Source organism: Paraburkholderia sejongensis (genome assembly GCF_020880815.1).
Lineage (GTDB): Bacteria > Pseudomonadota > Gammaproteobacteria > Burkholderiales > Burkholderiaceae > Paraburkholderia > Paraburkholderia sejongensis.
Genome location: NZ_JAJITD010000011.1, coordinates 1 through 13,055, shown reverse-complemented (window position 1 = coordinate 13,055; position 13,055 = coordinate 1). Strand labels below are relative to the sequence as shown.

Below are 13,055 nucleotides of genomic sequence, written 5' to 3'. Positions count from 1 at the left end.
AACTGATGCGCCGAATCGAGTCGGATCGATTCAGCGCATGCGAAAGAGGGGTGGCAGGGGAAGAAGGACTCGAACCTTCGAATGCCGGAATCAAAATCCGGTGCCTTAACCAACTTGGCGACTCCCCTACGTAGGGGCGCAATCCTACCAAAGGATTGGAAAAGTGCAAGGGGTCGCGCGAAAAATTTAATGGCTACGGTCTGCCCGCCGCATGCAACGCCGCCTTCATGCTCATTTCAATGTCCTGAAGTCTCGCGCCGAGTTCGGCAAAGCTGCTGCGTCCCTCGCCAAACATTTCGCCATTCATGTAGATCGTCGGCACGACGCTGATATCGCGCGCCAGTACCTCGCTGCGAAAAATTCCGCCGTCGATCGTGGTGGTGCGAATCCGCGGATTGATCACGGCCATCATGTTCAGCGCCTGCACGACGTCCACACAGCTTGCGCACGATAGCGAAATATAGGTTTCGAAATGGTAGTCGCGTTCCAGCGTTCGAATCTGTTCGATGGTGGTCCGGTCGGCGACGACCGGATGCCCGCCAACCTGGAGGATCGCGAGAACCAGCGACGAAAACTCGCGCCCGGTCGGCGTCGCGGCAAATTGAATGGAGGGTTTCGCGCCCGCCTGCCTGATCGCGAATGACGGCCTGCGCTCGCCGTTGTGCGGCTCGTCGACGACCGTCACCAGCTCCGACAACGACGCGATTTCGTTCAGCATCAGCCGCATCTCGTCCGATGCCGGACCATCGCTTGGGGACACGACTAATTCGACCGGTTTGCGCAGGTTTTGCAGGTACGTGCGCAGCTGTGACCTGACACTGATGCTTAGCATGGTCGATCCCCCGAGGGCCCTGCACAAGGTTATATGTCGAAGTGCGAGGAACTGAAAGAACTGCGGACGAAAAATGGCGCGCTAGCGCGCGCATCGACGCGAGCGTCGTGCGAGCCTCGTGTGTGCCGCAGCGCAGCAGCGATCCCTTTAGGCGGCGTTACTCGCTGCGTCCGCTCACGCCCGCGCCGCTACGCGCTCGCAGCTTGCCGTATTGCGCCGCCGCAAAACGCCTCACCGCGCGCCACATCAACGGATAGCGATAACCCGGCACCGCGAACAGCACCAGCGCGCACAGCGCGAGAAACCCGCAGATCAGGAACGTGCCGCGATAACTGAATGCCTGCACCAGCAGTCCCGACAACACCCCCGACAGGATCGAGCCGACGCGTGCCGCATTGAAGAACAATGCGGTCGCGCGACCCGGCGAATGCGGCATCAGATCCTGCACATAGGTCATGCCCAGGCACGACGTGACGGCGACCACGAATGCATTGAGCATCTGCATCGGGATCAGCATGCCGACGTTGCCGGCCAGCGACATCGCGACGAAATACACCGCGTGCACCGCCGCGCACGCGGCGAGCCAGTTCGGCTTGTGCAGCGACGACGACTTCGCGCCGAGCGCGAGCATCATCGGAATTTCGGTCAGCGCGCCGAGGCCAAGCATCACGGACACATCCAGATGCGTGCCGTTCAGCCCGTGCACGATATAGAGCGGCAGTACGATCATCGTCGCGTTCGCGGCGAGGCCGAGCAGCGTCAGCGCGGCGACCGCGCGCATGATGTCGTTGGCCGATGCGACCGGCAGCGTTTCGTGCGCGTCCTCACCCGGCTGCGTCAACGGCGGCACGGTGATCGACGCGGACGGCTCGGCCGCGGTGTCCTCGACCGTGTGATCGCCGAGATGACCTTGCGGCTCGCGCATGCGCCAGACGATGAAGCCGCAGACAGCGAAGCTCGCGGCCGCGAACAGGAACAGCCCGTAGAAACTGGTCGCCGCGAGCACCAGCGCGCCGACCGATGGCCCGAACACCCACGCGGCCGACAGAATCGTGCGCAGCGTCGCGCTCGCGAACACGCGCTCGGCGGGGTTCGGCGCGGGCAGTGCTGCGCGGCTGAACGAGAACACCATCGAGATCGCCGAGCCGCCGGCGCCGATGAAGACGATGCCGACCACCAGCAACAACCGGTAGTCGCGCACCACGCAGAGCGAGATATAGCCGAGCGCGGCGGCGATCAGCGCGGCTAGCAGCAGCGGTCGGTGCTGGCCGCTGCGGTCGCTCCAGCGGCCCGCGATCGTACTGGCGAGCACGCCGCTCGCGGCGATCAGCGTCATGAACACGCCGAGCCGGAACGGCGTCATGCCGGCGCGTTCGACGCCGAATAGCGACAGATACGGAGCGGTAAACGACATCGCCACTCCGAGCATCAGAGTGGCGGCGGCCAGCGGCTTGAAGCCAGGGATTTTGAGCAGGTCGAAAAAGCGCGCGGTTTTCAACACGGGGCGGTGGTCGGGTGGGGGTCAGCCCGGGCGTCGCTGCGGACACTTGGGGCTCGGTGGTTCGGGGACGGAACGACCGGGGCATTATCGACCTGAAGCAAGGGGCGCGTAAAGGCGCGGGGACGCCGTCCCAAATTCAGCGCAAGGCCAGCGCATCGTCGAGCCGCGCGCGTGCGGTACTCGTCGCGCGCGGAACTTTACGCCGCACCACGCCTCTGCAAAAAGTGCGGCCGGTTCGGACACTTCACGCGAATCGCGCGCGACAGCGCCTATGCTTAGGAGCAGCAAACGCGTATCGAGCGGCCACGGCGCCGCAACATAACGCGCGCAGAATCGATCGGCGACACGCAATCTTCCGGAGCGAGTTATGCAGCTAGGCATGATCGGATTGGGACGGATGGGCGCAGACATGGTGCGGCGCCTGACGAAGGGCTGTCAGCAGTGCATCGCGTACGACGTGCAGCCGGCGGCGGTCGAACGGCTCAAACAGGAGGGGGTGGCCGGCGCGGCGTCGCTCGAAGACCTCGTCGCGCAACTCGACAAGCCGCGCGCGATCTGGCTGATGGTGCCGGCCGCGGTCGTCGATGCGACGCTCGATCAACTCGCGCCGCTGCTCGAGCCGGGCGACATCGTGATCGACGGCGGCAACTCCTACTATCACGACGACATCCGCCGCGGCCAGCAACTCGGCGCGCGTGAGATTCACTACGTGGACGTCGGCACGAGCGGCGGGGTCGCCGGACGCGAGCGCGGCTACTGCCTGATGATCGGCGGCGATCCGCAAGTCGTTCAGCGGCTCGAACCGATCTTCGCGACGCTCGCGCCGGGTGTCGGCGCGGCGCCCCCGACGCCCGGCCGCGACGCCGCCGCAAATTCCGGCAGCACCGCCGGGAGCACCGCTGAACAGGGCTTCCTGCATTGCGGCCCGCAAGGCGCGGGGCACTTCGTGAAGATGGTCCATAACGGCATCGAGTACGGGCTGATGGCCGCCTATGCCGAAGGCCTGAACGTGCTGCGCCACGCGGACGCCGGCCGCCACGCGCGCGAAGCGGATGCGGAGACTTCGCCGCTGCGCCGGCCGCAGTTCTATCAATACGATCTGAATCTCGGCGAGATCGCCGAAGTGTGGCGGCGCGGCAGCGTGATCGGTTCGTGGCTGCTCGACCTGATCGCCGGTTCGCTGGCGAGCGACGCCGAGCTGACGAACTACACCGGCCGCGTATCCGACTCGGGCGAGGGACGCTGGACCATCGCGGCGGCGATCGACGAAGGTGTACCGACGCCAGTCCTCAGCGCCGCGCTGTTCGCGCGCTTCAGCTCGCGCGGCGACGCGGACTTCGCCAATCGCGTGCTGTCGGCGATGCGCCACGATTTCGGCGGCCATGCGGAAAAGGCGGCGTCGCCGCCACCAGGTCCCACGAACCCGGCATAAACCAGGAGGCACGATGCCCGCCACCCCCGCCACCCCCCCCACACCGCACGACGTCGTGTTTCTGTTCGACTGCGACAACACGCTGCTCGATAACGATCACGTGCTGCAGGACCTGCGCGCGCACATGATGCGCGAGTTCGGCCAGCAGAACAGCACGCGCTACTGGGAAATCTTCGAGAACCTGCGCGGCGAACTGGGCTACGCGGATTACCTCGGCGCGCTGCAGCGCTACCGGACCGAGCATCCGCGCGACACGCGTCTGTTGCTGATGTCGTCGTTCCTGATCGAATACCCGTTTGCGAACCGGCTGTATCCTGGCGCGCTCGATGCGCTGCGCCACCTCGCCCAGTACGGGCCGACCGTGATCCTGTCCGATGGCGACGTGGTGTTCCAGCCGCGCAAGGTGTCGCGCTCGGGCCTATGGGATGAGGTCGATGGGCGGGTGCTGATCTACATCCACAAGGAATTGATGCTCGATCAGGTGATGGAGTGCTATCCGGCGCGCCACTACGTGATGGTCGACGACAAGCTGCGCATTCTCAGCGCGATGAAGCAGGCGTGGGGCGGCGGATTGACGACCGTGTTTCCGCGCCAGGGGCACTATGCGTTCGATCCGAAAGAGATCGCCAACAATCCGCCCGCCGATGTGACGATCGAGCGGATCGGCGAACTGGCGGATATCGATGTAAGCAGGTTGCTGCGTGGCGCGCAGCAGAAGTGACGGCAGCCGGCGCGTTGGGCACGTTGGGCACATTGGGCACATTGGGCGCGCGGCTGCGGTCACCAGGGCAGCTTCAGCTTCACGCGCCGAGCGCCTTTAACCGCGCCTGGGTGTCGGCGGCGCCCATTCGCGCGGCGGCATCGGCCGCGCTGACGCCGTTCGCATCGCGCGCATGCGGATCGGCGCCATGCGCGAGCAGCAGATCGACGATCGCGGTGCGGTTGAACATCGCCGCGATCATCAGCGCGGTGCGGCCGTCGGGCGATGCGCCTTCGACATCCGCGCCGCGCGCGAGCAGGGTTTCGATCACCGTGTCGAAGCCCTTGAACGCGGCGCCCGCGAGCGGCGTCTGGCCGGCGTCGTTGCGCAGGTTCGGATCGGCGCCGAGGTCGATTAGCGTACGCACCGCGTCCGCGTGACCGTGGTAGCTCGCGAGCATCAGCAGGCTGTCGCCGCGCTCGTTGCGCAGATTCGGCGGCACGCCTTTTTCGATCACGGCGGCGAGCATCGTCGCGTCGCCGCGTCGCGCGAGATCGAAGACTTCCTGCGCGAGCGCCTGCAAATCAACCGCAGGCTGCGAAGAGGACGGGTTATCGGCTTGATCGGTCAATGGAAATCTCCTTGCGATGAATGCGAAAGCCACGGCATCGATGGACGCCATAGCGCGAAACGGCCACCGCGCGCGGCGGCGTGGGGCGCAACTGAGGGCGCCGGCGAACCTCGCGGCGAGCATACACAGTTTGCGCCGCGCCCGCGCCCTGGCAGCACCGGGCGATGCTGCGTCAGCCGTGACCGAACAGCTTGGCCAGCAGCCCGAAGATGCCGAGCAGCACGGCGATCGCCACGCACGGCACCAGGGCGGCAACGATCACGGTCACCAACTTTTTGAGCGGACTGGAAGATGTCGACATGGCGGCCATTGACCCGAGACAAGGAACTCACATGAGCGCGCACGTGGCGCGGCGGCAATGCGGGCTAAAGGCCGCGAGGCCGCCGCGTTCGCCGCTCCCCGCATCGCCTGCCGTACCCGGTTTAAACAGCTTAATACATCCACCGTTCACCGCGCGGCCGCCTTTCGCGCCGCAATCTCCGCCAACCCGCCTGACAGTCCTTTATGAGGAGTGACGCCATGGCTGAAGCAAGTTCTCAATCCAATCCGCCGCAAGTTCTGGACCCCGACACGCTGCGCAACATGGATCGCTACTGGCGCGCGTGCAATTACCTGTCGGTCGGGATGATCTATCTGCGCGACAACCCGCTGCTGCGCGAACCGCTGCAGCCGGAGCACATCAAGAACCGGCTGCTCGGCCACTGGGGCTCGGACGCCGGGCAGAGCTTCGTGCTCGTGCATCTGAACCGGTTGATCCGCAAGCTCGACCTCGACATGATTTTCCTGTCCGGGCCCGGGCACGGCGCGCCCGCGAGCCTCGCGCACTGTTATCTGGAAGGCCATTACTCCGAGGTCTATCCCGATCGCAGCGAAGACGAAGCCGGCATGCGGCGCTTTTTCCGGCAATTCTCGTTCCCGGGCGGCATCGGCTCGCACTGCACGCCGGAAACCCCGGGGTCGATTCACGAAGGCGGCGAGCTCGGTTACTGCCTGTCGCACGGCTACGGCGCCGCGTTCGACAACCCGGATCTGATCGTCACCGTGATGATCGGCGACGGCGAAGCGGAGACCGGCCCGCTCGCCACCTCGTGGCACTCGAATAAATTCCTCAATCCGATCCGCGACGGCGCGGTGCTGCCGGTGCTGCATCTGAACGGCTACAAGATCGCCAATCCGACGCTGCTCGCGCGGATTCCACGTGAAGAACTCGAAGCGCTGATGGTCGGCTACGGGCACAAGCCGTACTTCGTCGAGGGCGACGATCCGGCGACGATGCATCAGCAGATGGCCGCGACGCTCGAACAGTGCCTGGGCGAAATCCGCGCGATCCAGCAGCATGCGCGCCAGAACAACGACGCCACCCGGCCGCGCTGGCCGATGATCGTGCTGCGCTCGCCGAAGGGCTGGACCGGGCCGAAGGAGGTCGACGGTCACAAGGTGGAAGGCTCGTGGCGCGCGCACCAGGTGCCGGTGCTCGATCCGGTCACCAATCGCAAGAGCCTTAAGCTGGTCGAGGATTGGCTGCGCAGCTACGGCCCCGACACGCTATTCGACGACAACGGCCGCCTGCTCGAAGAACTGCGCGCGCTGGCGCCCGAAGGCGCGCGGCGCATCAGCGCGAATCCGCATGCGAACGGCGGGCTGCTGTGCAAGGCGCTCGACTTGCCGCCGTTCCGCGATTACGCGGTCGAGGTGAAGAAGCCCGCGGCGTCGTACACGTCGCCGACCGGCGTGCTCGGCACGTTCCTGCGCGACGTGATGCGCAACAACATGTCGACGTTCCGGCTGTTCGGCCCCGACGAAACCGCCAGCAACAAACTGCACGCGGTCTACGAAGCGTCGCCGAAAACCTGGCTCGCCGAATTCGAACCGGGCGACGCCGACGGCGGCCACCTCGCGGCCGATGGCCGGGTGATGGAAATGCTCAGCGAACACACGCTCGAAGGCTGGTTCGAGGGCTATGTGCTGACCGGCCGGCACGGCCTGTTCGCGACCTACGAGGCGTTCGTCCACGTGATCGACTCGATGTTCAACCAGCACGCGAAGTGGCTCGAAAAAGCCAAGCGCGAACTCGACTGGCGGCAGCCGGTGCCGTCGCTGAATCTGTTGATTACGTCACTGGTGTGGCGCCAGGATCACAACGGCTTCACGCACCAGGACCCCGGCTTTCTCGACGTGGTGACCAACAAAAGCCCGGACGTGGTGCGCATCTATCTGCCGCCGGACGGCAACTGCCTGCTCAGCGTCGCCGATCACTGCCTGCGCTCGCGCGACTACGTGAACGTGATCGTGTCCGACAAGCAACCGCATCTGCAGTATCTGGACATGGATGCGGCGGTGATCCATTGCACCAAGGGAATCGGCATCTGGGATTGGGCGTCGACCGATCAGGGCGTCGAGCCGGACGTAGTGATGGCCTGCGCGGGCGATATCGCGACGATGGAGGCGCTCGCGTCGGTGCAGATCCTGAAGGAGCGCTTCCCGACGCTGAAGATCCGCTTCGTCAACGTGGTCGACCTGTTCCGGCTGATGCCGGAGCGCGCGCATCCGCACGGGCTGTCGGACCGCGATTTCGATTCGCTGTTTACGACCGACAAACCGGTGATTTTCAACTTCCATTCGTATGCGGCGCTGGTGCACAAGCTCACGTATAACCGCCACAACCACGGCAATATGCACGTGCACGGCTATCGCGAGCAGGGCAACATCAATACGCCGCTCGAACTGGCGATCGTCAATGGAGTCGACCGGTTTACGCTCGCGATCGATGTGATCGACCGGGTCGCGTCGCTGCGCGGCGTCGGCGACCATACGAAGGAATGGCTGCGCGGTCAGTTGATCGAGCATCTCGCGTATGCGCACGCGGAAGGGATCGACAAGGAGGAGATCAGAAACTGGACGTGGCAGGGTTGAACGGCAATGCGATGCACGCGTCGCGCGCACGGCCGGCGGTTGACCGGCCGTGCGCGGGGGCCGGCGTCAGTGCGCTTTGATCACCGTGAGGTCGGTGACGCCGCTGACGCCGAATAGCCTCCTCACGTCTTCGAGCATCGCGGTGCGCTGCTGCTCGCGCTCCAGCTCGCCGGACAGCGTGATCCGGCCATGCGCGACGCTCACCCGCACCGCGTGCGGAGGCACCGCGCTGTCCCAGTCGAGGCGGCGCGCAGCCTCGGCGGCGATCTGCGCATCGGCAAAGCGTACGGACGACATGGCTGCTCCACGAAACGGACACTGATTCACCAACACTAGCAGATGCGGCGGATTTTGCCGGCGCGCCGCTCGCGCATCCGCTCAGCCGCCTTGCGTGCGAGCTTGTGCGCTGCCGCGACCGGATCGCGGGTATGCTCACGGTTCCTTCAGCAACCAGATTCGCATCATGTCCGACTTCCCCATCGACAACCCGTTTCTCGAATCGCTCGGCGTGCGCCTGACGCAATGGCGCGACGGCTATGCGGAGCTGCTGATGGCAATCGACGCGAGCAAGCTCAATCGTCAGGGCGTGCTGCAAGGCGGCGCGATCGCGACGCTGCTCGACGCGGCCGCCGGCTACGCGGGGCTGTTCGCGCCGGCCGGACAGCCGGCGCGGCACGGCTTTACGTTGTCGCTGACCACCAACTATCTCGACAAGGGGCTCGGCCAGTCGGTGACCGCGAAGGGTTTTCTCGAACGCTCGGGCCGCTCGATATTCTTTTCGCGCGCCGAGGCGTGGGTCGACGGCAAGCTGCTGATCGCCAGCGCGCAAGGGACCTTCAAGTATGTAAAGGCTGCGTGACGCCCAGCGGGCGTGGCCGCCGCGGCAGGCGCGCTGCCGCCGCGCAAGGGCGCTGCCACCCGGCAGGCGCGGCAACCCATCGGGGCGACACGTCCAGCACGCCGTGGCCGCCGCGCCGTTTATCATAGTGCCGATCCAACAGACCGCGCCGTCCGACCGCGACCGGCGCGCGCATCTTCAACGAGACCTCGCATCGCCATGAATTCCACTCCCGACGCTTCCTCCCGCCCGCCGCTGCGCGAACTGACCGCGCTCGAAGGCCGCGTGCTCGGTGTGCTCGTCGAAAAACAGCACACGGTGCCCGATAGTTATCCGCTGTCGCTGAACGCGCTGACGCTCGGCTGCAACCAGAAAACCGGCCGCGCGCCGGTGATGAACGCGACCGAAGCCGAGGTGCTGACCGCGATCGACGGCCTGAAGCGCCTGAGCCTCGTCAACGAAGGCAGCAGCAGCCGGGTGCCGCGTTTCGAGCACAACATGAACCGCGTGCTGGGGCTGCCGGGACAGTCGATCGCGCTGCTCACCACGCTGCTGCTGCGCGGCCCGCAGACTGCCGCCGAGTTGCGCCTGAACAGCGCGCGCCTGCATGGATTCGCCGATATCTCGTCGGTCGAGGCGTTTCTCGATGAACTCGCCGAAAGCGAACCGCCGCGCGTCGTGCGGCTGGCGCGGATGACGGGCGAGCGCGAGCATCGCTGGATGCATCTGCTTTGCGGCGAGGTGAGCGTCGCCGAAGCCGCGGGCTCCGCGGCCGCCTCGGGCGATACGGACAGCGTGCCGCTGTCGGAGTTCGAAGCGCTGAAGGCCGAGCAGAAGCGTCTCGCCGATGAAGTGAGCCGCTTGCAGGCGGTGGTGCGGCGGATGGCGACCGAGCTGGGCATGTCGCTGGACGACGGGGAGGGGAGCTGAGGCAGGCTGCTGAGCGCTTGGCCTTACGCATCGCGCTTGTGCGAGCGCCCCCCGGCCAACGCGCGCTGCGTCCGATAGAAAATCCACGGTGGCACGTTCGGCGAATCTTCGGCGAGCCGGTCCAGTTCGATGCGGATCGAACTCAGGTAGTGGCCGTCGCGCGCGTCCGGATCGCCGGCGAACACCGCTTCGAGCCGGCGCCGCACCGAGCCATAACGCGCGCCGGCCGCGCGATGCTTCTCGGCACGCTCCGCATAGCGCAGAAACGTCTGCAACGCGGCCGAAATCGCCGCCGCCACACTGACAAGTCCAACGAAAATCCGCATCTCGATCGAGATCGGCGGCGCGCTCAACGACGCGAACACCGCGGTGCCGACGAACGCGCTGAGCACCGTCACCAGCCAGCCGAGCCGGCGCGCGCGCGCCGACAGCAGATCGGCCATGTCGTAATGGCTCATCTGCGATTCACGCGCGCGGCGAATCCATTTCAGCAGCAGTTCGCTTTCGTCGCCGGGCGGCGTGTAGGCGGGCAGGGCGGTCGTCGTCTCGCTGGTCGGCTGCATGCGCGTCAATCGTAGGAGAACGAACTGCCGAATTTCTCGATCCGTTCGAGCGCGATGCCCGAGCCGCGCACCACGCAGGTGAGGGGCGCCTCTGCGACGAACACCGGCAGGCCGGTTTCTTCCGCGAGCAGCCGGTCCAGATCGCGCAGCAGCGCGCCGCCGCCGGCGAGCGTGATGCCGCGCTCGGCGATATCGGCGCCCAGTTCCGGCGGCGTCTGCTCGAGCGCGATCTTTACCGCCGACACGATCTGGTTCAGCGGATCGGTCAGCGCTTCGAGGATCTCGTTGCTCGACACCGTGAAGCTGCGCGGAATCCCTTCCGACATGTTGCGGCCTTTGACTTCCATCTCCATCACTTCGGAGCCGGGGAACGCGGAGCCGATTTCCTTCTTGATCGCCTCGGCGGTCTGCTCGCCGATCAGCATCCCGTAGTTGCGGCGGATGTAGTTGACGATCGCGTCGTCGAACTTGTCGCCGCCGACGCGTACCGAGCCCTTGTAGACGATGCCGCCGAGCGAGATCACGCCGACTTCGGTGGTGCCACCGCCGATATCGACCACCATCGAGCCGGTCGGGTCCGACACCGGCAGCCCGGCGCCGGTGGCGGCGGCCATCGGTTCCTCGATCAGATAGACCTGCGATGCACCCGCGCTGTGCGCGGCTTCCTTGATGGCGCGCCGCTCGACCTGGGTCGAACCGCACGGCACGCAGATGATGATACGCGGCGACGGCGCGAACAGCCGCGACTCGTGCGCCATCTGGATGAAGCGCTTGATCATCTGCTGGGTGATGTTGAAATCGGCGATCACGCCGTCTTTCATCGGGCGGATCGCCTCGATGTTGCCCGGCACCTTGCCGAGCATCTGCTTCGCCTCTCGACCGACGGCGAGAATGATCTTCTTGCCGTTCGGCCCGCCTTCCTGGCGAATCGACACGACCGACGGCTCATCGAGCACGATGCCCTTGCCGCGCATGTAGATCAGCGTATTCGACGTGCCGAGGTCGATCGCGAGGTCGTTGGAGAAGTAGCCGCGCAGAAAACCGAACATTCGTATTCCTGTCTTTGCGAAGTCGGGCGCGGGGGCGGCCCGGATGGCTGTCGGGAGGGTGCCGCCTGCTCGCGGCGGGCGGCTCGGGCGGTCCGGGGTGGCTTCAATGGCCGCGCGACAGCAAGAATAGCAGTTTCGGCGCGGGGCGCAACGCGGGCGGGGGCAGTGGTGGGGAGCGCGCAACGGCTCCGGTTTTGCGTAGCGGATTGGCTCGACTTGGGAGGGGGAATCGGGCAGGGTGTCTGGTTTTGATGTTCGGTCTCGGGCGGCGCTCGCGGTGCCCCCGTTTGATCGGTTCGACGATTTTTGATTTGCAGGGCTCGCGTAATCGCATTCAGGCTGATGTACCCGCCGTTCCGATTGTGCTGAGCGTCAGTCGAAAGAGTGCGAAGCGATCTTGCCGCCCTCTATCACCAGGTGTGTAGCGTCTGAAAGGTGCTCGAAGAATCGCCAGTCCTCTTCGTCTTCGACGCCGTCACGGATGATAGTCAAACGGAAACCTCGCGTGAGTTTGAGTCCGATGCATGCTCTGTCGTCAACCAATACCGTCTCGACGACCACAGGATCGTGCTCGACCAGCATCTCGTTGAGCCGCTGTGAATTCGCGTGAGCCTCTTCGTCGGAGACGCGAAGATCATCGATAGTTGCGATGATGAGGCCGGCTTCCTCCAGTCGCCAGTGGCATTGAACGTGCAGTGCCCACTGGCCCATGTATTTGACCACCCCCTTGAAGTTGGTAAATGGATGTAATGGGCCGAAGCTCAGCGTGAGCATATCGGCCGCGTGATGTACGCCGCTCAATTCGAGTCCAGGCAGTACGGAGAGACGCCGTTCAATTTCGGATCGTGTGGTCATCGTTAAACCTGTTTTTTTGGGGCCTTCGATTGCGGTCTGTTGCGGCTGTGTCAGGGTAGATCGAATTGATCCGGCGTCACGCGCGAACCTGTCCGCATTTTTGTGTGCGAGGCGGTTAGCGGAGTTACCCGCGTGCATTGGTGAAGCGCTCGCCAAACAGAATGGCAAACTGGTTCATGGCGGATGACCAGTCAAATGCGGCGCGTACGGACTTCGCCAGTACGTTACGCAGCGCCAGCCACAGCAGCTTGATGGCGGCCTCGTCGTTGGGGAAGTGTCCGCGCGTCTTGATGATCTTGCGCAATTGCATGTTCAGACTCTCGATGGCGTTTGTCGTATAGACCACCCGCCGGATATCCGGCGGAAACACGAAGAACGGTGTGACGTTCTCCCACGCTCGCCGCCAGGACTGCACGATGGTTGGATATTTCGTTCCCCATGGCCCGGCGGCAAAGGCCTCCAGGGCCTGCTGCGCCGCCTGTTCGCTCGCGGCCGCATAGACCGGGCGCAGCGCTGCAGCGACGCTCTTGCGGTCCTTGTAGCTGGCGTACTCCAGACTGTTGCGGATCAGGTGCACGATACAGGTCTGCACGGCCGTGCGCGGGTAGGCCGTGCCGATCGCCTCGGCCAGTCCTTTCAGGCCGTCGACCACGGCGATCAGGATGTCCTGACAGCCACGCGTCTTCAGTTCATTGAACACCTTGAGCCAGAACTTCGCGCCTTCGGTCTGCTCGATCCACAGGCCGAGCACGTCGCGCTGGCCGTCGGCCTGGATGCCCAATGCCAGATACACGGCCTTGTTGCTCACCAC

At 65.2% G+C, this 13,055-nt stretch carries 14 protein-coding genes and 1 tRNA gene; 5 read left to right on the top strand and 10 right to left on the bottom strand.

What is annotated here, in order from left to right:
* Nucleotides 1-51: 51 nt before the first annotated feature.
* The 3 genes from LJ656_RS21515 to LJ656_RS21505 form a co-directional block, all read right to left on the bottom strand.
* Nucleotides 52-128 (bottom strand) — tRNA-Gln (locus LJ656_RS21515).
* Between the two features lie 65 nt (nt 129-193).
* Nucleotides 194-832 carry an alkyl hydroperoxide reductase subunit F family protein gene (locus LJ656_RS21510; protein ID WP_230511382.1) on the bottom strand — a complete coding sequence of 213 codons (639 nt, stop codon included), beginning with the start codon at nt 830-832 and terminating at the stop codon, nt 194-196.
* 157 nt (nt 833-989) lie between these two features.
* Nucleotides 990-2,333 carry a sugar efflux transporter gene (locus tag LJ656_RS21505; protein WP_230511381.1) on the bottom strand — a complete coding sequence of 448 codons (1,344 nt, stop codon included), beginning with the start codon at nt 2,331-2,333 and terminating at the stop codon, nt 990-992.
* Nucleotides 2,334-2,700: 367 nt separating this feature from the next.
* Between LJ656_RS21505 and gnd the strand changes: the two genes are divergently transcribed.
* A complete protein-coding gene (gene gnd, locus LJ656_RS21500) occupies nt 2,701-3,765 on the top strand; it encodes a phosphogluconate dehydrogenase (NAD(+)-dependent, decarboxylating) (protein WP_230511380.1) in 1,065 nt (354 codons plus the stop codon).
* A gap of 13 nt (nt 3,766-3,778) precedes the next feature.
* The gene (locus tag LJ656_RS21495; RefSeq protein ID WP_230511379.1) at nt 3,779-4,486 is read left to right on the top strand and encodes an HAD family hydrolase; all 708 of its coding nucleotides are present in this window, start codon (nt 3,779-3,781) and stop codon (nt 4,484-4,486) included.
* 79 nt (nt 4,487-4,565) lie between these two features.
* Here the strand turns inward: LJ656_RS21495 and LJ656_RS21490 are convergent, their stop codons facing one another.
* Nucleotides 4,566-5,096, bottom strand: coding sequence for an ankyrin repeat domain-containing protein (locus LJ656_RS21490; RefSeq protein ID WP_230511378.1), 531 nt, complete (start codon nt 5,094-5,096; stop codon nt 4,566-4,568).
* A 172-nt stretch (nt 5,097-5,268) separates the two neighbouring features.
* Nucleotides 5,269-5,397 carry a hypothetical protein gene (locus LJ656_RS34885; RefSeq protein ID WP_268998717.1) on the bottom strand — a complete coding sequence of 43 codons (129 nt, stop codon included), beginning with the start codon at nt 5,395-5,397 and terminating at the stop codon, nt 5,269-5,271.
* Nucleotides 5,398-5,615: 218 nt separating this feature from the next.
* On the opposite strand from LJ656_RS34885, the gene LJ656_RS21485 reads away from it, so the two are divergent.
* Complete coding sequence (locus tag LJ656_RS21485; protein ID WP_230511377.1) at nt 5,616-8,009, top strand: phosphoketolase family protein; 2,394 nt, start codon at nt 5,616-5,618, stop codon at nt 8,007-8,009.
* 66 nt (nt 8,010-8,075) lie between these two features.
* On the opposite strand, the gene LJ656_RS21480 is transcribed toward LJ656_RS21485, so the two are convergent.
* A complete protein-coding gene (locus LJ656_RS21480; protein WP_230511376.1) occupies nt 8,076-8,306 on the bottom strand; it encodes a BON domain-containing protein in 231 nt (76 codons plus the stop codon).
* A gap of 166 nt (nt 8,307-8,472) precedes the next feature.
* Here LJ656_RS21480 and LJ656_RS21475 point away from each other — a divergent pair, with 166 nt between their 5' ends.
* Both LJ656_RS21475 and LJ656_RS21470 read left to right on the top strand, forming a co-directional pair.
* Nucleotides 8,473-8,868, top strand: coding sequence for a PaaI family thioesterase (locus LJ656_RS21475; RefSeq protein ID WP_230511375.1), 396 nt, complete (start codon nt 8,473-8,475; stop codon nt 8,866-8,868).
* Nucleotides 8,869-9,066: 198 nt separating this feature from the next.
* A complete protein-coding gene (locus LJ656_RS21470) occupies nt 9,067-9,777 on the top strand; it encodes a YceH family protein (RefSeq protein ID WP_230511374.1) in 711 nt (236 codons plus the stop codon).
* Between the two features lie 23 nt (nt 9,778-9,800).
* On the opposite strand, the gene LJ656_RS21465 is transcribed toward LJ656_RS21470, so the two are convergent.
* The 4 genes from LJ656_RS21465 to LJ656_RS21450 form a co-directional block, all read right to left on the bottom strand.
* On the bottom strand, nt 9,801-10,340 hold the full coding sequence (locus LJ656_RS21465; RefSeq protein WP_230511373.1) for an SLATT domain-containing protein: 540 nt from the start codon (nt 10,338-10,340) through the stop codon (nt 9,801-9,803).
* A gap of 5 nt (nt 10,341-10,345) precedes the next feature.
* Nucleotides 10,346-11,389 (bottom strand): rod shape-determining protein, encoded by a 1,044-nt coding sequence (locus LJ656_RS21460; RefSeq protein ID WP_075304228.1) that lies wholly within the window; start codon nt 11,387-11,389, stop codon nt 10,346-10,348.
* Nucleotides 11,390-11,761: 372 nt separating this feature from the next.
* Complete coding sequence (locus tag LJ656_RS21455) at nt 11,762-12,244, bottom strand: hypothetical protein (protein WP_230511372.1); 483 nt, start codon at nt 12,242-12,244, stop codon at nt 11,762-11,764.
* 124 nt (nt 12,245-12,368) lie between these two features.
* A partial coding sequence (locus tag LJ656_RS21450; RefSeq protein ID WP_230511371.1) for an IS256 family transposase occupies nt 12,369-13,055 on the bottom strand: 687 nt, incomplete at its 5' end.

Coding starts and splice junctions, on each gene's coding strand:
- LJ656_RS21485 (WP_230511377.1), top strand. CDS start 5,616: ATGGCTGAAGCAAGTTCTCAATCCAATCCGCCGCAAGTTCTGGACCCC.
- LJ656_RS21460 (WP_075304228.1), bottom strand. CDS start 11,389: ATGTTCGGTTTTCTGCGCGGCTACTTCTCCAACGACCTCGCGATCGAC.
- LJ656_RS34885 (WP_268998717.1), bottom strand. CDS start 5,397: ATGTCGACATCTTCCAGTCCGCTCAAAAAGTTGGTGACCGTGATCGTT.
- LJ656_RS21495 (WP_230511379.1), top strand. CDS start 3,779: ATGCCCGCCACCCCCGCCACCCCCCCCACACCGCACGACGTCGTGTTT.
- LJ656_RS21510 (WP_230511382.1), bottom strand. CDS start 832: ATGCTAAGCATCAGTGTCAGGTCACAGCTGCGCACGTACCTGCAAAAC.
- gnd (WP_230511380.1), top strand. CDS start 2,701: ATGCAGCTAGGCATGATCGGATTGGGACGGATGGGCGCAGACATGGTG.
- LJ656_RS21480 (WP_230511376.1), bottom strand. CDS start 8,306: ATGTCGTCCGTACGCTTTGCCGATGCGCAGATCGCCGCCGAGGCTGCG.
- LJ656_RS21475 (WP_230511375.1), top strand. CDS start 8,473: ATGTCCGACTTCCCCATCGACAACCCGTTTCTCGAATCGCTCGGCGTG.
- LJ656_RS21470 (WP_230511374.1), top strand. CDS start 9,067: ATGAATTCCACTCCCGACGCTTCCTCCCGCCCGCCGCTGCGCGAACTG.
- LJ656_RS21455 (WP_230511372.1), bottom strand. CDS start 12,244: ATGACCACACGATCCGAAATTGAACGGCGTCTCTCCGTACTGCCTGGA.
- LJ656_RS21465 (WP_230511373.1), bottom strand. CDS start 10,340: ATGCAGCCGACCAGCGAGACGACGACCGCCCTGCCCGCCTACACGCCG.